The sequence below is a fragment of the Streptomyces sp. NPDC001848 genome, assembly GCF_042891915.1.
In the GTDB taxonomy this organism is placed as follows: domain Bacteria; phylum Actinomycetota; class Actinomycetes; order Streptomycetales; family Streptomycetaceae; genus Streptomyces.
This window is the reverse complement of sequence record NZ_JBIATP010000020.1, coordinates 68,088-86,606: the sequence shown is the minus strand read 5'-3', so window position 1 is coordinate 86,606 and position 18,519 is coordinate 68,088. Positions and strand designations below refer to the sequence as shown.

Genomic DNA, 18,519 nt, shown 5'->3' with positions numbered 1-18,519 from the left:
CGCTCCGCCCGGAACGGGACCCCTTCACCTCGTCCGCCTCTTCGGCGCGTACGGCTACTCCGACTTGATCGCGGTCAGCATGTTCAGGCGCGCCGCGCGCCGGGCCGGCCACAGCGCGGCCAGCACGCCGACCACCGCCGCCAGGAGGAGGAACACGGCCATTCGGGCCCAGGGCAGGACCAGTTCGTACGTCGCCATCGACGAGCCGATCAGCTCACCGGCCGCCCAGCCGAAGAACACGCCGAGGCCGATGCCGAGCACCCCGCCGAAGAGCGAGATGACCAGGGACTCCAGCCGGACCATCCGCTTGATGCCCCGGCGGTCCAGGCCGATCGCGCGGAGCATCCCGATCTCCTGCGAGCGCTCGAACACCGACATGGCGAGGGTGTTGATGACGCCGAGGACGGCGACGATCACGGCCATGGCCAGCAGGCCGTAGAGCATGTTCAGCATCAGGGTGAAGGCGTGCGAGATGCCGTCGGAGATGTCCTTCCTGTCCTCGACCTTGATCGCCGGGTTGTCGCCGAGCGCCTTCTGCAACCTGCCCTTGGCGGCGGCCGTCGCGCCGCCGGACGTCTTGACCATGACCTGCATGTCGGACGGGTGGCGCTGGTGCGGGGCGAGCGTCGCGGTGTCCAGCACGATGCCGCGCATCAGCCTGGTGCCCTGGTACACCCCGGCGACAGTGAGCTGCTGCTCCTTCCCGTCCTCGTAGGTAACGGTGAACCGCGAACCCGTCCTCCAGCGGTAGCTCTTGGCGGTGTCGTCGTCGACGACGACCTGCGCGCCGCCGACCTGGAACGTGCCGGCGTCGACCGTCGGCTTGGTCAGCTCGCCGATCGTCGCGCCGTCGACGCCGGTCAGGTACTCGCTGCGGCCGTCGATGTGTGCCCGCGCGCTGCGCAGGGGGCTGGTCGCGGTGACCCCCTCCGTCGCCTTCAGGGTCTTCTCGACCTCGGGGGAGAGCAGGTTGCCGGTCGCCATGGACACCACGTAGTCCGCTCTGATGGAGGAGGCCGCCATCTTGTCGATGCCCCGCTGCACGCTGCTCGCCATCACCGTCAGCCCGGTGATGAGGGTCAGGCCGATCATCAGGGCGGAGGCGGTGGCCGCCGTGCGGCGCGGGTTGCGCACCGAGTTCTGCCGGGCCAGCTTCCCGGCGACCCCGAAGCCGCGCAGGACGGGCGCGGCGGCCGCGATCAGCGGGCGGGACAGCAGCGGGGTGAGGACGAACACGCCGATGACGAGGAGCACGGCGCCGATGCCCATCGGCTGCTGGCCGTCCGTGCCGTTCATCGTGGTGGCGTACAGGACGGTGGCGATGCCGGCCGCGGCGAACAGGGCGCCGATCGTGTTCCGTACGACCAGGGACTTGGTGGTCGCCTTCGCGTGGACGCTGCTCATCGCGGCGACCGGCGGGATCTTGGCGGCGCGGCGGCCGGGCAGCCAGGCGGCGAGCATCGTGATCAGGATGCCGACGGCGAGGGCGGACACGACCGTGCCCGGGGTGATCACGAGCGGACCGTCCGGGACGCTGCCGCCGAGCGAGCTCACCAGGGACCGCAGCCCCGCCCCGATGCCGATACCGGCGAGCAGACCGGTGACGGCCGCGACCGCGCCGACCACGAACGCCTCGATGAGCACGGACCGGGTGACCTGCCGGCGGGACGCGCCGACGGCCCGCAGCAGCGCCAGCTCCTTGGTGCGCTGGGCGACCAGCATGGTGAAGGTGTTGGCGATGATGAACGTGCCGACGAACAGCGCGATGCCCGCGAAGACCAGCAGGCCGGTGCGCATGCTGCTGGTCGCGTCGGCGATCTGGCGGGCCTGGTCGTCGGCGAGTTGCTTGCCGGTGGTGGTGGAGGCGACGTCCTTCGGCACGATCGCGTCCAGGGCGCTTCGCAGGGCGGTCTGGCTGGTGCCGGGGGCGGCCTGGACGTCGATCTCGTCGTAGGAGCCCTCCTTGTGGAACAGGCGCTGGGCGGTGGCCGTGTCGAAGAGGGCGAGGCTGCCGCCGGCGGCGACGTTGCCGTCGTCGGTGGTGAAGATGCCAGTCACCTTCGGCGTCAAAACGGGGCCGTCGATGGACATGCGCACGGTGTCGCCGACCTCGTACCCGGCGCGCCTGGCGGTCTCGGAGTCGAGGAGCACCTGGTCCCGCCCGTGCGGGGCGTGCCCGCTGACGATCGGGTACCGGGGGTCCTTCGCGCCCCAGTAGTTCCCGCCCTGCGACTGGAAGCCGTTGCCGATGAGCTTGCCGTTCTTGTCGGCGATGGCGGTGAACCCGCTGACGACACCGATCGCGCCGTCGGCACCGCGGACCCGTGCGGCCTTGTCGAGCAGCGCACTTGTCAGCTCGGGGTCCTGGCCCGAGACATCACGCCCGCTCCCGCCGCCGTCGGGCTGGATCGCCACGTCCACGTGGTCGAAGCCCTTGGCGGAGCTCTTCTGGTAGGCGTCCGAGAGGGTGTTGGTGAACACCAGGGTGCCCGACACGAACGCCACGCCGAGCATCACGGCGAGCACGGTCATGAGCAGCCTGGCCTTGTGCGCGAGCACGTTGCGCAGGGCGGTACGGAACATGTGTGTTTCCAGGGCTTGGTTGCTGGTTGTCAGCCCGTCCCCGGGTCCCCCTGCTCGAAGAGTTCGGAGGAGGTCGCGGACGAGGCCGTTCAGGCCGGTCGGGGGTCCGGGGCGCAGCCCCGGTGGGGTGGTGGGGCAGCCCGCGTCAGGACGTGCGGCCCTTCGCGTCGAACCGCTTCATGCGGTCCAGCACCCCCTCCGCACTCGGCCCGTGCAGTTCGTCCACGATCCGCCCGTCCGCCAGGAAGATCACCCGGTCCGCGTACGCCGCCGCCACCGGGTCATGGGTGACCATCACCACCGTCTGCCCCAACTCCCGTACGGAGTTGCGCAAAAAGCCCAGCACCTCGGCGCCCGAGCGGGAGTCCAGGTTCCCGGTCGGCTCGTCGCCGAAGATGATGTCCGGCTTGGACGCGAGCGCCCGCGCCACCGCCACGCGCTGCTGCTGACCACCGGACAGCTGCGCGGGCCGGTGGCTCAACCGGTCCGACAGGCCGACCATCCGGATCACCGTGTCCAGCCACTGCTTGTCCGGCTTGCGGCCCGCGATGTCCATCGGGAGGGTGATGTTCTCCAGCGCGGTCAGCGTCGGCAGCAGGTTGAACGCCTGGAAGATGAACCCGATCTTGTCCCGCCGCAGCCGGGTGAGCTGCTTGTCCTTCAGCGCCCCCAGCTCGACGTCCCCGATGCGGACGGAACCGGAGGAGAAGGAGTCGAGCCCGGCGACGCAGTGCATCAGCGTCGACTTGCCGGAGCCGGAGGGCCCCATGATCGCTGTGAACCTGGCCTGCTGGAAGTCGACGGTGACCCGGTCCAGGGCCACCACCTGGGTCTCGCCCTGACCGTAGACCTTCGACAGATCCGTGGCGCGGGCGGCCACCGCGGTGGTCCGGTCGGCGAGAGAGGTGCTGGTCACGGGAGCTGCTCCTGTCGGGACGGCGACGGTGAAGGGGACATGCCCCATCCTCGCGGCCCGTCGGCGCCGTGGAGTCAGCCGCTGCTCCCGTTCCCGGGACAGCCTTCGGTCGGACCGCCACTGCCCGGCTCATACCTGGGGATGACACGGTCCCCTGAGTCATCGGCCGTGGAAAGCGGTTGCTCACTCCCTGTGGAATCGCTCTCGTGCCCTCCTTCAGGGCGGTGAAATTCCGTCATTTCACATCCAAGGGCGGCGCTTCCCCGAAAGGCTATTTGGCAAGTGCGGATGGCCCGTACCGAGTGCTGATGCACCCTCAGGCGCCAATAAAATAAGACAACATCGCATCGCCGGTCGGCTGTTCGGGTGATGCGTCCCGATAGGCTCGGAGCGCTCGATTTCGGAGCCCACGGCCTGCCCGGATGGTGGAATGCAGACACGGCGAGCTTAAACCTCGCTGCCCCTTCGCGGGCGTGCCGGTTCGAGTCCGGCTCCGGGCACTTCCGAGGACACGGCCGGCATGGTCATCGGCCGGCTCGTCACCGACGCGCCGCCCCGGCCGCGCGGGCGGATGCTGTCAGGGGCGTGTGGTCAGAGATACGTTTCGTCGAGGTGGGCCGCGGGCTTCGTGGTCGCGGCTCCCGGCAACCGCAGCGAGAACCAGCCGACCTTGTGGCCGAACAGCCAGACGAGGCCCAGGTACAGGTTCGGGGCCACCTGGCGCACCTCGTCCCGTACGCCCATGGCCAGCAGGGATGTCCGCGAGTAGTCGACGACGATGCAGTCGGTGCCGTCCAGCCGGCTCGGCCCCACTGCGACCTTGGCGACGACGGCGAGCACGTCCAGCGGCGTGAACCGGTTGCTGAGATGACCGTCCGGGCTGAAGACCTTGCCCCGCCACAGGCCGAGGCTCACGAACACGGCGATGAGCCGGGCTCCCGCCGATCCGGCCCACGGCAGGATCGCCGTACCCTCCAGCGGACCCCTCGGGATCTCGCCGGGCGGACTCGCACGGAAGATGTCCTCGAGCCGCTGCTCCCCAGCCTTGAGCAGCTGGACCTCATCGAGTACCACGCGTGTCCTCCCGGCCGTCGTCCCTGCCCGCGCCCCCGCCAGCTCCACCTTGGGCACGGCCGCCGCGCCCCACCACCGCTGATGAGCCGAACGGTGGCTTCGGGAGCGCCGTACCTCAGTGATGGCAGGCTGTGCCACCAGGGCTCCGTCGTCATGGCACGCCGGAGCCGTTCTGCCCGGAAGGCATCGTTTCATCCGTTCCCGCGTCAATGTCCTGCTTGCCCGCCCGATGCGCACGGCCCGGTTCCGGAAACAACGAGAGGAGTAGTCGTTGACAGGAGGGCCCCGCGGTCGGAGACTCACTCCACCATTAAGTGAACTAATTTTCACTATGCGAACAGTCGGGCGAAGGGGCATCGGGATGCGTACCACCGTCGGCATCATCGGAGCGGGACCCGCCGGGCTGCTGCTCGCGCGGCTGCTGCACAACGCCGGCATCGACTCCGTCGTGCTGGAGGCCCGCGACCGGGCCTACGTCGAGCGGCGCCAGCGGGCCGGGATCCTGGAGCAGGGGTCCGTCGACGTGCTGCGGGCCGCCGGGGCGGGGGAGCGCATGGACCGTGAGGGGCTGCGCCACGACGGGATCGAGCTGCGTTTCGCGGGCCGCCGCCACCGCGTCGACTTCCCCGCGCTCACCGGGGGGCGCTCCGTGATGGTGTACGCGCAGACCGAGGTCTGCAAGGACCTCATCGCGCTCCAGCTCAAGGAGGGCGGCCCGCTGCTGTTCCAGGCCGAGGCGCTCGCCGTCGAGGGCGCCGACGGCGACAGCCCGCGGGTGCGCTTCCGGTACGAGGGCGGCGAGGACGTCCTGGAGTGCGAGTACGTTGTGGGCTGCGACGGCTTCTGGGGCGTGTCCCGCAAGGCGGTTCCCGCCGGACTGTCCCGCGTCTTCGAACGTACGTACCCATTCGGCTGGCTCGGCATCCTCGCCGATGTCGCGCCCTCGCACGACGAACTCGTCTACGCCCGCCACGACCGCGGCTTCGCCCTGCTGAGCATGCGATCCCCGTCCGTCACCCGCCTCTACCTCCAGGTACCCGAGGGCACCGACGCCGAGGACTGGGCCGACGAACGGATCTGGGACGAGCTGGAGCGCCGCTTCGAGACCGCCGACGGCTGGCAGCTCGCCCGGGGTCCCATCACCTCCAAGTCGGTGACCCCGATGCGCAGTTACGTCCACGAGCCGATGCGCCACGGCCGGCTCTTCCTCGCCGGGGACGCCGCCCACATCGTGCCGCCCACCGGTGCCAAGGGGCTCAACCTCGCCGTCGGCGACGTCGTCACCTTCGCGCGGGCGCTGACGCACCAGCAGGAGACGGGCTCCGGTGAGCTGCTCGACGCCTACTCCGAGACCTGTCTGCGCCGCGTCTGGCAGGCGGAGCGGTTCTCGTACGAGATGACCACGCTGCTGCACCGTGCCCCGGACGCCACGCCGTTCGACGACCGCATCCAACTGGCCCGGCTGGAACGGCTCACCACCTCCCGCGCCGCCGAGACCGACCTCGCCGACGGGTACACGGGCTTCCCCCTCGGGTGACGTCCGGCGGTGACTTCCAAGTGGGGTGCTGTCACCCGTCAGGGCGAAAGGGCAACCGGTCGCTCGCCCGGATGATCGGTGGCCGGTCTCGACTTTGTACCGGCTTCGTCATGGATGAGACGGATCCTCGCCGGGAATCACACCAGCGCGTAGCGTGTTGCGCGCGAGGAGGAGGGAAAGATCCTCCTCAAGCAGTACGGCCAATTCTTTGCCTGTCCATTACTCTTGAGCCAAGGCCACGAAGGGTGGTCATGGAGGAGTGAAATGAGGAGCAGCAACCCGGTCTTCTCGCGACGGGGGTTCAGCCGCGACAACGGCTACGCGGGCTTCAACACCGCGCCGCAGGCCGGGGGAGCCGCCGTCGGCACGCAGGGCAACCCGTACGCGCAGAACCCGTACGCGAGCGGCAACCCCTACGCACAGAACCCTTACGCCCAGAACCCGTACGGACAGCAGACGCAGTACGGCGCCCCGCCGCAGGCCCCGGCCGCCCCCGGCCGGATGACGATGGACGACGTCGTCATGCGCTCGGCGATGACGCTCGGCACGGTCGCCGTCGGCGCGATCCTCGCCTGGGCGCTGCTGCCGGTCTCGTCCACCAGCTTCGGTCTCGCGTTCGGTTCCGCGCTGGTCGCGTTCGTCCTGGCGATGGTGCAGTCCTTCAAGCGCACGCCGTCGCCCGCGCTGATCCTGGGATACGCCGCCTTCGAGGGCGTCTTCCTCGGCGTCATCAGCGAGATGTACAACGCGCAGTGGCACGGCGCACCGTTCCAGGCCGTGCTCGGCACGATGGCGGTCTCGGGCGCGACCCTGCTCGTCTACAAGGCGGGCTGGATCCGCGTCACCGCTCGGTATGCCCGGATCGGCATGGCCATCGCCATCGCTTTCGTCCTGACCATGGCGGTCAACCTGCTGCTGGTCGCGTTCGGCGTCGCGCCGGGCGGCGGGCTGCGCAGCATGGGGCCGCTGGGCGCGCTGGTCGGCGTCATCGCGATCCTGCTCGGTGCGTTCTTCCTGACGCTCGACTTCAAGCAGATCGAGGACGGGATCGCGTACGGGGCGCCGCGCGAGGAGGCCTGGCTGGCGGCGTTCGGCCTGACCATGACCCTCGTGTGGATCTACGTGGAGATGCTGCGGCTCGTCGCGATCTTCAGTAGCAACGACTAGTCGCCGCCGGGGGGCTCCGGGACCGTTCCCGAGCGCCCCCGGCACGCACTGTGAAGGGCCCGTGAACCGTTGTTCACGGGCCCTTTCAGTGTGCGCGGCTCACAGCAGCTTGCGCGCGGCCCTCCTCAGGTCGTACTCGTGGATGATCGCCTTGGCGTGGCCGTACGCGAGATTGTGCTCGTGCCGGAGCCAGCTGACCTTCTCCTCGAAGCAGAGAGCGGGGCCTTCGTCGACGGTTCGCAACCAGTCGGACACTTCACGACCGGTGCAGTGGGGGATACGGGCGAGCAGATTGCGATGGGTCTCCTCGGAGAAGACTTGGGACATCGGCGCCTCCGGACGCACTCGATGAAGCCGGTCCTTCAGGTCACCGTGCCTGAGCGTTCGCCCGTTGGCAACAGTGCTGCCGCGACGCGTACGCTCGCCGCGTGCTTGATACGACGCCTTTGACCCGGGCCGTGGATCACTTCGCCGACCGGTTGCGGGCCGCTCCGCAGAGCCGGCTGCAACGGGGCGCGGCGGCCGAAGCGCTCGCGCTCGCCAGGGAGTTGGCGCGTCGTGCCCAGCTCCTGGAGGACCCATCGGCCGAGCCGCGGGAGATGCCGGACGCGGGCATGTTCGCGGCCGCCGACCAGATCACGGTCGCCGGGCACGATCTGGCCCTGGTCCTGCGGGACGAGAGGGAACTCGCCGAGGCCGTGGCGCTGGTGCAGGAGGCACAGAAACGCGCCGGGGTGTGAGGAGGCGCAGAAAACGCGCCGGGGCATGAGGGCCGAATCCCGTTCCCCGGCGTGATCCTGCGCTGTGACGGGTGGTGGCGTCGGAGTGTGGCAGCGTGACGCGAGACACGCTGACGGCGAGACGGCGTGACGGCTTGAGGCGTGACGGCGTTACTACAGCGAGGCGATGACGCGGTCCGCGAGGACGTAGACGCTCTCCTCGCCGCAGGTGAACGTGAGTGCGTACCCGCCCGAGATGCCCGAGCCGCCGAGCAGGACCGGGGCGTGGCCGGCGGTCAGGGCGGCGGCCAGGCGCTCCGCGGTCTCGCGGTGGCCCGGGGTCATGCACAGCGTCGTACCGTCCGCGAAGACGTACACGTCCAGGGTGCCCAGCGGGCCCGGTCGGACGTCGGCGAGTTCGGTGCCGGCGTCGGCCAGCCTCTCCAGGCAGGCGACCGTGCGCTCGTGGTCGCCGACGACGGGGGACGGCGCCGGGACGAAGTCGGGGTGTGAGGGGTGACGGCGGCGGGCGGCGGCCAGTTCGGGGGAGTCCCCGGGGAACTCGGTCTCATCGGCACCGGCCTCGGTCACCGGTTCCAGACTGTCGTGCTCCAGGCCCGCGAAGTCCGCGGGACGGGGCAGGAACAGCTCACTGTCGGGCAGGCCGAACAGAGAGGGGGCGTCGGCGATGTCGCGGGCCTCCTGGGCAGCCCAGAAGGCACGTGCCTCGGCCAGCTCGCGCTCCCGCTCCTCCGCGAGCGCGTCGGCCACGGCGGCGCGTATCTCCTCCGCGTCGGCCGCGGTACGGGCGGCGGGCACCAGCCCGCGTGCCTGCACGGCACGGCTCTCGGCGAGGTCGGCGTGCAGGGCCGCGACCTGTCGGCGCAGCGCCCGCACGCTGCACAGGACGGCGACGCCCACGCCCGCCGTCGCGGCGGTGGTGAGCAGCAGAGCTATCGGCATGGCGCTCACTGACGTACTCCTGGTTGAAGGTCGGCCCCCGACTTCCTACATCAGCTTGAAGGGTGGACTGACCAGCTGTCAGTGCGTAACGTCACGAAACGGACATGAGGTTGCCCTCACTGTTCAGCGGGGGAGCCGCTGTGACCTGCGTGAATCCCCTCCGGAGGGAGATAGGTCACATCCTGGGGGAGATTGAATCACAAATCGGCCCGAAGCTCTGCCGGATCCTGGGGACGACGGAGCTCCGGGCCGTTGCGCGGACGGTGCGGGCGAGGGTCAGCTGAGGCGCTCGATGACCATGGCCATGCCCTGGCCGCCGCCGACGCACATCGTCTCCAGGCCGAACTGCTTGTCGTGCCACTGGAGGGAGTTGATCAGCGTGCCGGTGATGCGGGCGCCGGTCATCCCGAAGGGGTGGCCGACGGCGATGGCACCGCCGTTGACGTTCAGCTTCTCCAGCGGGATGTTCAGGTCGCGGTAGGAGGGGATCACCTGGGCGGCGAAGGCCTCGTTGATCTCGACGAGGTCGATGTCGTCGATGGTCAGACCGGCGCGCCTGAGGGCCTGCTTGCTGGCCTCCACGGGGCCGTACCCCATGATTTCCGGCGACAGCCCGGAGACGCCGGTGGACACGATCCGCGCGAGCGGCGTGAGCCCCAGCTCCCGGGCCTTGGTGTCGCTCATGATGACCAGGGCGGCGGCGCCGTCGTTCAGGGGGCAGCAGTTACCGGCGGTGACACGGCCGTCGGGCCGGAAGACGGGCTTGAGGCCGGCCACGCCCTCCAGGGTCACCCCGGGACGCGGCCCGTCGTCCTTGCTGACGACCGTGCCGTCCGGGAGGGTCACCGGGGTGATCTCGCGCTCCCAGAAACCCTTGGCGATGGCCTGCTCGGCGAGGTTCTGCGAGCGGACGCCGAACTCGTCCATCTCCTCACGGGTGATGCCCTTGAGCCGGGCGAGGTTCTCGGCGGTCTGGCCCATCGCGATGTACGGGTCGGGCAGCAGGCCGTCCTCGCGCGGGTCGTGCCAGTCGGCACCCTCGGACTCGGCGACCGCGGCGGTACGGGCCTCGGCCTCGGCGAAGAGGGGGTTGTGGGTGTCCGGGGTGTCGGAGGTGCCGTTGACGCTGCGGCTGACCATCTCGACGCCCGCGGAGATGAAGACGTCGCCCTCGCCGGCCTTGATGGCGTGCAGGGCCATGCGGGAGGTCTGGAGGGACGAGGAACAGTAACGGGTGATGGTGCAGCCGGGGAGGTGGTCCATCCCCATCTGCACGGCGACGACACGACCGAGGTTGTGGCCCTGCTCGCCGCCGGGGAGGCCGCAGCCGAGCATCAGGTCGTCGATGTCCTTCGGGTCCAGGGCGGGGACCTTGTCGAGGGCGGCCTGGATGATCGTGGCGGTGAGGTCGTCCGGGCGGAGATCCTTCAGGGAGCCCTTGAAGGCACGGCCGATCGGGGAACGGGCGGTCGAGACGATGACGGCTTCGGGCATCACGGCTCCATTGCGCGAGGGTGAGCAGGGCTGTGGGGGAAGTTACCCGTACGTACGGTGGAGGTCACTGGCGTGAGGGTGTGACTCCGACCGCAATTTTCTAAGCGCTTGCTTGGGCCGCCGGCGGTTGGGTCGGGAGGGGTGCGGGGTGCGTTGCGGTGACGGGGATGGGCCGGGGCGGGTCGGGCGGGGTGGTTGGCCGGGGCCGAGCATGGGTTTTCGCCCCCGCCGCCCCCACCCTTCCCGTCCCTGGGAGCTGCGCCCCAGACCCCCGCTTCGGCCTGAACGGCCTCGTCCTCGATCGTCAGACAGGCTGGTTGTTGCCGACCGGCGCTGAACAAGGGTGGGGCGGGGGAGCCCCCGGCGTCACACGGACGGTTCCGGGGCCGTGGTCGGGGCCGCCTCCGGTGTCGGCAGGCGGCGGCGACGGCGGCGCTTGAGCAGGGCCCATGGGCCCCGTGGGCCCGTCGGCAGCGCGGCCGTGACCTCCGTACCGGCCTCGTCCGCGGCCTCCGCCGCGGCCCGGGCCACCGGCAGGAAGCCCTCGCGGCGGGACGCGTCCGGGCGCTCCTCGTCCGCCGGCCACAGGCCGAGCGCCGCGCACACCGTCGGCAGGACCGCCATCGCCGCCGTGGCGTACCCCTCCGCCGAGGGGTGGTAGTTGTCGGGGCCGAACAGTTCCCGAGGGTTCGCCTCGAACTCCGGGCCCAGCAGGTCGCCCAGGGATACGGTCCGGCCGCCCTGCTCCACGACCCCGATCGTCTGGGCCGCAGCCAGCTGCCGGGAGGCCCGGCGGGCCAGCCACCGCAGCGGTTGCTGCACCGGCTCGATCGTGCCCAGGTCGGGGCAGGTGCCGACGACCACCTCCGCGCCCGCCGTGCGCAGGCGCCGCACCGCCGCCGACAGGTACCGCACCGAGCGCGTCGGCGGCATCCGGTGCGTCACGTCGTTCGCGCCGATCATGATGACGCAGATGTCGGGGACCCGGTCGTGGTCCTCCAGCGTCAGCGCCACCTGACGGTCCAGGTCGTCCGACTGCGCCCCGGGGAGGGCGACGACGCGCAACTGCACCGGGCGTTCCGCCACCGCCGCCAGCCCCGACGCCAGCAGCGCCCCCGGCGTCTGCCGGGAGCGGTGCACGCCCTGTCCCGCGGCGGTGGAGTCGCCGAGCATCACCAGCCTCAGCGGTGGTTCGCCCAGGACGCTGTAGCCTCCCCCACTCCCGGCTGCGCTCGAGCGGGGGGACCCCCACCCGTACAGGCCGTCCGCGCTCGGTGGATGCGGGCTGTGTCCGTTGCCCACGTGGCGCTTGGCCAGCTGTACCTCGGCGACCAGCAGCCCGACGGCGGCCGCCCCGACCAGGCCGATACCGCCGCCGCCGTACGCCGCGCCCGCCGCGATGCGCCGGGCCGCTCTCGCCCTCGACATGCTCGACATGCGTCGCCGCCACCTCCTCGTAGCCGTACATCCACTGCTTGCCCCGTACTCCCCGTCGCCCAATCTCAACGACGCGTGAACGCCCGGGACGGCCCGCGCCCGACGGCTCCTTCCCGCAGCGCACCCGTCCCGGCGGTACGAGCGCTTACGCTGGCGGAACCATCACGACCACTTCCTGTGCAGCAACCGGAGACAACGGTGCAATTCCACGACTCGATGATCAGCCTGGTCGGCAACACCCCGCTGGTCAGGCTCAACCGCGTGACCGCCGGCATCAAGGCGACCGTTCTCGCGAAGGTCGAGTACTTCAACCCCGGCGGTTCCGTCAAGGACCGCATCGCCCTGCGCATGATCGAGGCGGCCGAGCAGAGCGGCGAGCTCAAGCCGGGCGGCACGATCGTCGAGCCGACCAGCGGCAACACGGGCGTCGGCCTTGCGATCGTGGCCCAGCAGAAGGGCTACAAGTGCATCTTCGTCTGCCCGGACAAGGTCTCCACCGACAAGATCAACGTGCTGCGCGCGTACGGCGCCGAGGTGGTCGTGTGCCCGACGGCGGTGGCCCCGGAACACCCCGACTCGTACTACAACGTCTCCGACCGGCTCGTCCGCGAGACCCCGGGTGCCTGGAAGCCGGACCAGTACTCCAACCCCAACAACCCCCTGTCGCACTATCACTCCACCGGCCCCGAGCTGTGGGAGCAGACGGAGGGGAAGATCACCCACTTCGTCGCCGGCGTCGGAACCGGCGGCACCATCTCCGGCACCGGCCGCTACCTGAAGGACGTCAGCGACGGCCGGGTCAAGGTCATCGGCGCCGACCCCGAGGGCTCCGTCTACTCCGGCGGCTCCGGACGCCCGTACCTCGTCGAGGGCGTCGGTGAGGACTTCTGGCCGACCGCCTACGACCCCACCGTCGCCGACGAGATCATCGCCGTCTCCGACAAGGACTCCTTCCAGATGACCCGGCGGCTGGCCCGGGAGGAGGGCCTGCTGGTGGGCGGCTCCTGCGGCATGGCCGTCGTCGCCGCGCTGAGGGTCGCCGAGCGGCTCGGGCCGGACGACGTCGTGGTGGTGCTCCTGCCCGACAGCGGACGCGGTTACCTCAGCAAGATCTTCAACGACGAGTGGATGGCCGACTACGGCTTCCTCGAGGACACGGGCCCGAGCGCGCGCGTCGGTGACGTGCTCAGGGACAAGGAGGGCGCCATCCCCTCCCTCGTCCACATGCACCCGGACGAAACCGTCGGCCAGGCCATCGAGGTGCTGCGCGAGTACGGCGTCTCGCAGATGCCGATCGTCAAGCCGGGCGCGGGCCACCCGGATGTGATGGCCGCCGAGGTCGTGGGGTCCGTCGTCGAACGCGAGCTGCTGGCGGCCCTGTTCACCAAGCACGCCTCCCTCGACGACCCGCTGGAGAAGCACATGTCCCCGCCGCTGCCGCAGGTCGGCTCCGGTGAGCCGGTCGCGGACCTGATGTCCGTGCTCGGCGCGGCCGACGCGGCGATCGTCCTGGTCGAGGGCAAGCCGACCGGAGTGGTCAGCCGGCAGGACCTGCTGGCGTTCCTGGCCAAGGGGGGAAAGCAGTAGCGAACCTCCGGTGAACCGGGCGTGTCACCGGGGAACTTCCGGTGACGCGCGGGAAGAGCGCCTTCTCGGAAGTGGTACGAGCGCGTCACGTCCGCGCAGCACCCGCTTAACACGCGTCCGGCACATTGGTGGGTGTCGGCAGGGGTGGGAGCGGCTCCCCGCTCCAGTCGGCAGCGAACGGCGCCAAGGACCTCCGGAGCGGCTCCCGGACCTCCATGGACGCCATGGACGCGCAAGCCCGGCCCTGACCCGGCCCGCGTCCCTCGCGGGGACCGCCGTCGTCCCGCCCCCCGGCAACGGGGGTGCGGCGGTCCCCGCGACACCGCCCTTTGCGGCTGAGGGTCAGTCCTCCCACTCGCTGTTCCGCCGGGACTTGTGGCGGCGGAAGAGGTCGGGGTTGATACGGGCGGCCTGGACCACGTTGACGCCGACGATTCCCACCCAGCTGGCCAGCAGGCCGGACATGCCTCCGAACGATCCGCCGATCGCCGAGAGTGGGATCGCCACCACCAGCGACACGATGCCGAAGCCGAAGCGCTCGCCCCAGGAGTCCGTCGCCCGGGGGGACCGGGCGCCGCGGGCCACCACCATCTGCTGCTCGGCCAGCTGCCGCCGCACCCGGCGGTCGATCGCGCCGTCGATGCGCTGGTCGACCTTCTCCAGGAAGGATTCGACCAGCGCCGACTCGTACTCCTCGCCCAGTTCCCTGCGGGCCTGCAGGGTGGCGTTGAGTTCCTTCTTCAGGTCGGTGTCCCGCGCGTCCATTCCGGTCATGCGCCCCACGGTAGGCAGGCGGCAGCCTCGGCGCACTGGGGTTAGCCCCCCGGTTCGGGTCGGGCCTGCCGGGAGGATCCGAGGCGGTGGGGGACGCGCTTGTGGACCGTGTCGAACCGGATCGTGAGATGTCCCTTGCCCGACTGTATAACGTCATGCAGAGTTCTTGGTGTGTGAATAGGTCGTCAACGCTCCGGTGTTGATCCGAGGTGACGGACGACGGAAGGCAAGATCGGATGTCCGGGGCTGAGGGGAGTTTGAGCCTTATGGCGTCTCGGGCCGTGGACGCTCCGCGTCGGACGCTTTCCGGGCCGGTGGTCCTCGACGGCGTAGGGCTGGGCGTGGAGGACGTCGTACGCCTCGCCGACGGCGCCGCACGACCGGTCCCCGGCGCCGAGGCGATGAAGCGCGTGGAGGAGTCCTGGGACGCCGCCCGGCGGATCGCGGCGACGGGCCGTGTGTACGGCCGCTCGACCGGCGTCGGCGCCAACCGGACCGAGGACGTGCCCACGGAGGCAGCCGCCGGGCACGGCCTGCGGCTGCTGCGCAGCCACGCCGGAGCGATCGGCGAGGAGCTGCCTGAGCGGCAGGTCCGGGCCATGCTGGCCATACGGGCCAATCAGCTGCTCGTGGGCGGGGCGGGACTGCGGCCGAGTGTGATCACCGCGCTGTGCGAGGCGCTGGACAGCGGGGCGTACCCGGTCGTCAACGAGTTCGGGTCCGTCGGCACCGGCGACATCGCGGCGCTGGCGCAGGTCGGTCTCGCGCTCGCCGGGGAGCACCCCTGGCGGGGCGCGGTGGCACCGGAGGCCCAGCCGCTCGACAACAACGACGCCCTCGCCCTCATCAGCAGCAACGCCCTCACCCTGGGCCAGTCTGCGCTCGCGGTGCACGAGCTGCGCGGACTGATCGGCGCCACCCAGGTCGTCGCCGCGCTCTCCCTGCTCGCGGTGGACGGCTCGCACGAGCCGTACGCGGCCCCCGTGCACGCCGCCCGGCCGCACCGGGGCTCCGTCGACGTCGCCCGCCGCATGCGGGAGTTGACCGGCGCCGCCGATCGCCCCACGCCACCGCTGGGCCGAATCCAGGATCCGTACGGCTTCCGCTGCCTGCCCCAGATCCACGGCCCCGCGCACGACGCGGCGGACGCGCTGGAGGACGTCCTCACCGTCGAGATCAACTCGGCCGGGGAGAACCCGCTGATCTCGCCCGAGGACATGACCGCCTACCACCACGGCGGTTTCTACCTGGCCCAGCTCGCCCTCGCCCTGGATCACTTCAGGCTCGCCCTGACGCAGGTCGCGCGCCTGTCGACGTCCCGCCTGTCGAGCCTGAACGAACCCGCCTACACCAAGCTGCGGCCCTTCCTCGCGGACCGCGAGCCGGGCTCTTCCGGAGTGATGATCCTGGAGTACGCGGCCGCGGCCGCCCTCGGTGATCTGCGGGCGTTCTCCGCGCCCGCCTCGCTCGGGCACGCTGTACTCTCCCGGGGCGTCGAGGAACAGGCCAGCTTCGCCTCGCTCGCCGCGCGTCAAACGCTGCGCGCGTGCGGTGCGTACCGTCTGGTGGTCGGCTGCGAACTCGTCGCCGCCGTGCGGGCGCTGCGCCTGCGCGGCACCGTGCCCGAACCGGACCTTCCGGTGGGCCGGGCGTTCCGGCTCGCCGAGTCGGTCCTCGACGCGGACCCGGCCGACCGGCCGCTCACCGGCGACGTGGCGGAGGCGGCCAGGCTGCTGGACCGGTTCGCGGACATCTGGAGGGGGAGCACCTCATGAGCATGGTCGACAGCCCTGCGGCACGGCTGCAGGCGCTCTTCGAAGGGCACCGGCTCACGCCGACCCAGCGGCGCATCGCGCACAGCATGGTGCGGCGAGCCGCCGACGTGCCGTTTCTGTCGAGCGTGGAGCTGGCCGAACTCGCCGGCGTCAGCCAGCCGTCCGTGACCCGCTTCGCGGTCGCTCTCGGCTTCGACGGCTACCCGGCGCTGCGCAAGTACCTGCGCGAGGTCGCGCCCGCCGAACCGGCCGCGGAATCCGGGGTGTTCAACGAGTACCAGCAGGCCGTCGAGGCCGAGATCGAGAACCTGAAGCACCTGGCGGAGGTGCTGGCCGACCCGCGGCCCGTGCAGCAGGCCGGCCGGATCCTCGCCGCCTCCCGCCCCCTGCCCGTGCTGGGCCTGCGCGCCGCGGCCTCCCAGGCGTACGGCTTCGCGTACTTCGCGGCGAAGGTCCACCCGGACGTCCGGCTGCTCGACGAGGGCGGCACGATGCTCCAGGACCGTATCGACGCGGCCGTACGGGCGGGTGCGAGCGCGCTGCTCTGCTTCGCGCTGCCCCGGCATCCGCGCGAGGTCGTCGACACGCTGGCGTATGCCAGGGAGGCGGGCCTGACGGTGGTGACGGTCGCCGACTCGGCGTTCGCGCCCGTGGCCAAGGTGTCCGACCTGTTGCTGCCGGCCGCCGTCGGCACGGGGCTCGCCTTCGACACGGCCTGCGCGCCGATGCTGCTCGGCCGCGTCCTCCTCGAAGCGATGTGCGACGACCTGCCGGACGCCCAGGCACGCCTGGAGGAGTTCGACACGCGGGCCGCGGCCCGGGGGCTGTTCGTCGAGTAGCCCCGTCCCTCCGTCCTGGCGCGGGGTTTTTCAGACTCGTCTCACGTTCCCTCGCTAGCCTGCCGTTACTGAGGCGCTTCACAGGAGAGACGGGAGGCTGAGGTGGCGCGCGGAGGACACGGACTGGCTCGGGTGGCCGTCGTCGTGCGAGCGGGGGCCGCACCGCTGTGGTGGTTGGGGGTGTTCGCGGCCGGTATCGGGGCGTTCGTGCCCGGTGTGACCGGGCTCCGGATCGGCGTCCTGTCCGGGGCCGCGCTGTTCATCGTCGCGACCGTCGTCGTCGCCCTGTCGCGCCGCAAGCGGTACGCCGCCCTGGTCCGCGGTGCCGCCCGCGCCGGGAAGTACGACGTCCTGCAGGACCGCGCGGTCACCGTCCGCACCTGGCGGCGCGGCCACCGCTGGTGGCTGCTCGCCGCGTTCGCCGCCGCGCTCGGCAGCTCCTTCGCGGCGCCCGCCGCCGGGGGCATGCTGCTCGCCGGGACCGGCGCCGGGCTGCGCCTGAAGGCCGCCTGGCTCGGGCGGCGGGAGAAGGCCGACGACGTGCTGCTGTGGGTGCGCGTCGACTGGCTCGGCCGCCGGGGCGGCGCCCCCGCGGGCAAGCCGGTCAAGGGTTACCGCAGCACCGGCATCGCGGCCGGCGACGCGGCCCCGGGCGGGGCGCGCCGCCGTACCGCCGAGCTGGTCTAGCGCCCTTGTCGGGGCACTGGCGCGGGGAGCGGCCGGCGGAGGGTCAGACCTCCAGTTCCTCCTCGATCTTCCTGAGCTGGTGGCGGGCCATCGCCAGGTTGGCCCGCTTGGCGTCGAGCACGAGGTAGAGGAACAGGCCGTTGCCGCCACGGCCGGTGAGCAGCCGGATCAGGTGGTACTGGTCGGACAGCGTGATCAGGATGTCCTCGATGTGGCCCTTGAGGCCGAGGTGTTCCATGGTGCGCAGCTTGGCCCGTACGACGTCGGTGTTCCCGGCGGCCGCGACGGTGAGGTCGAAGCTCTTGCTGCCGCCCATCGTGCCCAGCGCCATGCCGCTGGTGTAGTCGACGAGCGCGGCTCCGGTCGCACCCTCGATGGAGGCGAGCGCCTCTTTCAGCGCGGTTTCGGTGTTGGCCATTTCGGGGTGTGTCCTTTCAACTTTCGGTGGTGGTTCGCGCGTTCGCGGCCGTACGTGGGCTCGCGGGGGTGCGCGCGGTGCGGCTCCGCGTGGGTGCGGGCCTGGTGGGTGGGGGCTGGGTGGGGGTCCATGGGGCGGGAGGCTGCGGCGGAGGCTCGGGGCGCGCCGTGGCCTCGTCGACCAGTTCGCCGATCCGGGCGCTCGCACGGCGGCCTTCCAGGTGCAGCCGGCCGACGTTGACGCGGTCCTGGGCGAGGACCGTCAGGACGGCGTTGCGGCCCGCGGCGTACGTGGCCACATAGCCGTTCACGCCGCGGACGAGCACCTCGCGGAAGTCGCCCTGTCCCGTCGCCTGCGCCAGCCGAACGGCGACGCCCAGCGCGGCCGCGGTCAGCGCGGCGACACCCTCCGGTTCGACGCCGGGGGCGTCCTGGGCGAGGACCAGTCCGTCGACGCTGGCGGCGAGGGAGCCGGTCAGCTGGGGGATGCGGGATCTCAGTCGGCGGAGTTCGTCCAGGACGTCCGCCTCGGCTGTCATCAGCTGTCTCC

The 18,519-nt window shown here is 71.2% G+C and carries 17 protein-coding genes and 1 tRNA gene; 8 read left to right on the top strand and 10 right to left on the bottom strand.

The features are described 5' to 3' along the window. Positions 1–54: 54 nt before the first annotated feature. Together ACFYZJ_RS33045 and ACFYZJ_RS33040 are read right to left on the bottom strand one after the other, a co-directional pair. Positions 55–2,583: an ABC transporter permease gene (locus ACFYZJ_RS33045; protein WP_388574206.1), complete on the bottom strand. Its 2,529-nt coding sequence runs from the start codon at positions 2,581–2,583 to the stop codon at positions 55–57. Positions 2,584–2,728: 145 nt separating this feature from the next. Further along, positions 2,729–3,547, bottom strand: a complete 819-nt coding sequence (locus tag ACFYZJ_RS33040; protein WP_388574203.1) for an ABC transporter ATP-binding protein — start codon at positions 3,545–3,547, stop codon at positions 2,729–2,731. Positions 3,548–3,915: 368 nt separating this feature from the next. Between ACFYZJ_RS33040 and ACFYZJ_RS33035 the strand changes: the two genes are divergently transcribed. Beyond that, positions 3,916–3,999, top strand: a tRNA-Leu gene (locus ACFYZJ_RS33035). Positions 4,000–4,090: 91 nt separating this feature from the next. Here the strand turns inward: ACFYZJ_RS33035 and ACFYZJ_RS33030 are convergent. Then, positions 4,091–4,573 (bottom strand): hypothetical protein, encoded by a 483-nt coding sequence (locus ACFYZJ_RS33030; RefSeq protein WP_388574200.1) that lies wholly within the window; start codon positions 4,571–4,573, stop codon positions 4,091–4,093. A gap of 361 nt (positions 4,574–4,934) precedes the next feature. On the opposite strand from ACFYZJ_RS33030, the gene ACFYZJ_RS33025 reads away from it, so the two are divergent. Together ACFYZJ_RS33025 and ACFYZJ_RS33020 are read left to right on the top strand one after the other, a co-directional pair. After that, positions 4,935–6,110 (top strand): 4-hydroxybenzoate 3-monooxygenase, encoded by a 1,176-nt coding sequence (locus ACFYZJ_RS33025; protein ID WP_388574197.1) that lies wholly within the window; start codon positions 4,935–4,937, stop codon positions 6,108–6,110. Between the two features lie 264 nt (positions 6,111–6,374). Then, the gene (locus tag ACFYZJ_RS33020) at positions 6,375–7,277 is read left to right on the top strand and encodes a Bax inhibitor-1/YccA family protein (protein WP_388574194.1); all 903 of its coding nucleotides are present in this window, start codon (positions 6,375–6,377) and stop codon (positions 7,275–7,277) included. 99 nt (positions 7,278–7,376) lie between these two features. On the opposite strand, the gene ACFYZJ_RS33015 is transcribed toward ACFYZJ_RS33020, so the two are convergent. Next, complete coding sequence (locus ACFYZJ_RS33015) at positions 7,377–7,604, bottom strand: DUF4287 domain-containing protein (RefSeq protein WP_388574191.1); 228 nt, start codon at positions 7,602–7,604, stop codon at positions 7,377–7,379. A 101-nt stretch (positions 7,605–7,705) separates the two neighbouring features. On the opposite strand from ACFYZJ_RS33015, the gene ACFYZJ_RS33010 reads away from it, so the two are divergent. Then, the gene (locus ACFYZJ_RS33010) at positions 7,706–8,017 is read left to right on the top strand and encodes a hypothetical protein (protein ID WP_388574188.1); all 312 of its coding nucleotides are present in this window, start codon (positions 7,706–7,708) and stop codon (positions 8,015–8,017) included. 153 nt (positions 8,018–8,170) lie between these two features. Here the strand turns inward: ACFYZJ_RS33010 and ACFYZJ_RS33005 are convergent, their stop codons facing one another. The 3 genes from ACFYZJ_RS33005 to ACFYZJ_RS32995 all read right to left on the bottom strand — a co-directional run bounded on the left by ACFYZJ_RS33005 (position 8,171) and on the right by ACFYZJ_RS32995 (position 11,890). Then, positions 8,171–8,968: a hypothetical protein gene (locus tag ACFYZJ_RS33005; RefSeq protein WP_388574185.1), complete on the bottom strand. Its 798-nt coding sequence runs from the start codon at positions 8,966–8,968 to the stop codon at positions 8,171–8,173. A 267-nt stretch (positions 8,969–9,235) separates the two neighbouring features. Beyond that, the gene (locus ACFYZJ_RS33000; RefSeq protein WP_388574182.1) at positions 9,236–10,453 is read right to left on the bottom strand and encodes an acetyl-CoA C-acetyltransferase; all 1,218 of its coding nucleotides are present in this window, start codon (positions 10,451–10,453) and stop codon (positions 9,236–9,238) included. A 366-nt stretch (positions 10,454–10,819) separates the two neighbouring features. After that, the gene (locus tag ACFYZJ_RS32995) at positions 10,820–11,890 is read right to left on the bottom strand and encodes an SGNH/GDSL hydrolase family protein (RefSeq protein ID WP_388574179.1); all 1,071 of its coding nucleotides are present in this window, start codon (positions 11,888–11,890) and stop codon (positions 10,820–10,822) included. A gap of 198 nt (positions 11,891–12,088) precedes the next feature. Between ACFYZJ_RS32995 and ACFYZJ_RS32990 the strand changes: the two genes are divergently transcribed. After that, a complete protein-coding gene (locus ACFYZJ_RS32990) occupies positions 12,089–13,477 on the top strand; it encodes a cystathionine beta-synthase (RefSeq protein WP_388574176.1) in 1,389 nt (462 codons plus the stop codon). Positions 13,478–13,819: 342 nt separating this feature from the next. Here ACFYZJ_RS32990 and ACFYZJ_RS32985 read toward each other — a convergent pair whose 3' ends face one another. Beyond that, the gene (locus ACFYZJ_RS32985) at positions 13,820–14,242 is read right to left on the bottom strand and encodes a hypothetical protein (protein WP_388574316.1); all 423 of its coding nucleotides are present in this window, start codon (positions 14,240–14,242) and stop codon (positions 13,820–13,822) included. 275 nt (positions 14,243–14,517) lie between these two features. Between ACFYZJ_RS32985 and ACFYZJ_RS32980 the strand changes: the two genes are divergently transcribed. The 3 genes from ACFYZJ_RS32980 (at position 14,518) to ACFYZJ_RS32970 (ending at position 17,552) form a co-directional block, all read left to right on the top strand. After that, positions 14,518–16,026, top strand: a complete 1,509-nt coding sequence (locus ACFYZJ_RS32980) for an aromatic amino acid ammonia-lyase (protein WP_388574173.1) — start codon at positions 14,518–14,520, stop codon at positions 16,024–16,026. Next, positions 16,023–16,865, top strand: a complete 843-nt coding sequence (locus ACFYZJ_RS32975) for a MurR/RpiR family transcriptional regulator (protein WP_388574171.1) — start codon at positions 16,023–16,025, stop codon at positions 16,863–16,865. The genes ACFYZJ_RS32980 and ACFYZJ_RS32975 overlap by 4 nt, the downstream gene beginning before the upstream one ends. A gap of 102 nt (positions 16,866–16,967) precedes the next feature. Next, positions 16,968–17,552: a hypothetical protein gene (locus ACFYZJ_RS32970; protein WP_388574168.1), complete on the top strand. Its 585-nt coding sequence runs from the start codon at positions 16,968–16,970 to the stop codon at positions 17,550–17,552. A gap of 43 nt (positions 17,553–17,595) precedes the next feature. On the opposite strand, the gene ACFYZJ_RS32965 is transcribed toward ACFYZJ_RS32970, so the two are convergent. Then, complete coding sequence (locus ACFYZJ_RS32965) at positions 17,596–17,970, bottom strand: hypothetical protein (protein ID WP_388574165.1); 375 nt, start codon at positions 17,968–17,970, stop codon at positions 17,596–17,598. A 16-nt stretch (positions 17,971–17,986) separates the two neighbouring features. After that, on the bottom strand, positions 17,987–18,508 hold the full coding sequence (locus tag ACFYZJ_RS32960) for a roadblock/LC7 domain-containing protein (RefSeq protein ID WP_388574162.1): 522 nt from the start codon (positions 18,506–18,508) through the stop codon (positions 17,987–17,989). Between the last annotated feature and the right edge of the window lie 11 nt (positions 18,509–18,519).

Excerpts from the sequence above, each read along its gene's own strand:
- ACFYZJ_RS33045 (WP_388574206.1), bottom strand. The coding sequence starts at position 2,583 with ATGTTCCGTACCGCCCTGCGCAACGTGCTCGCGCACAAGGCCAGGCTG.
- ACFYZJ_RS33040 (WP_388574203.1), bottom strand. The coding sequence starts at position 3,547 with ATGGGGCATGTCCCCTTCACCGTCGCCGTCCCGACAGGAGCAGCTCCC.
- ACFYZJ_RS33025 (WP_388574197.1), top strand. The coding sequence starts at position 4,935 with ATGCGTACCACCGTCGGCATCATCGGAGCGGGACCCGCCGGGCTGCTG.
- ACFYZJ_RS33020 (WP_388574194.1), top strand. The coding sequence starts at position 6,375 with ATGAGGAGCAGCAACCCGGTCTTCTCGCGACGGGGGTTCAGCCGCGAC.
- ACFYZJ_RS33015 (WP_388574191.1), bottom strand. The coding sequence starts at position 7,604 with ATGTCCCAAGTCTTCTCCGAGGAGACCCATCGCAATCTGCTCGCCCGT.
- ACFYZJ_RS33000 (WP_388574182.1), bottom strand. The coding sequence starts at position 10,453 with ATGCCCGAAGCCGTCATCGTCTCGACCGCCCGTTCCCCGATCGGCCGT.
- ACFYZJ_RS32995 (WP_388574179.1), bottom strand. The coding sequence starts at position 11,890 with ATGTCGAGCATGTCGAGGGCGAGAGCGGCCCGGCGCATCGCGGCGGGC.
- ACFYZJ_RS32985 (WP_388574316.1), bottom strand. The coding sequence starts at position 14,242 with ATGGACGCGCGGGACACCGACCTGAAGAAGGAACTCAACGCCACCCTG.
- ACFYZJ_RS32980 (WP_388574173.1), top strand. The coding sequence starts at position 14,518 with ATGGCGTCTCGGGCCGTGGACGCTCCGCGTCGGACGCTTTCCGGGCCG.
- ACFYZJ_RS32975 (WP_388574171.1), top strand. The coding sequence starts at position 16,023 with ATGAGCATGGTCGACAGCCCTGCGGCACGGCTGCAGGCGCTCTTCGAA.
- ACFYZJ_RS32965 (WP_388574165.1), bottom strand. The coding sequence starts at position 17,970 with ATGGCCAACACCGAAACCGCGCTGAAAGAGGCGCTCGCCTCCATCGAG.
- ACFYZJ_RS32960 (WP_388574162.1), bottom strand. The coding sequence starts at position 18,508 with ATGACAGCCGAGGCGGACGTCCTGGACGAACTCCGCCGACTGAGATCC.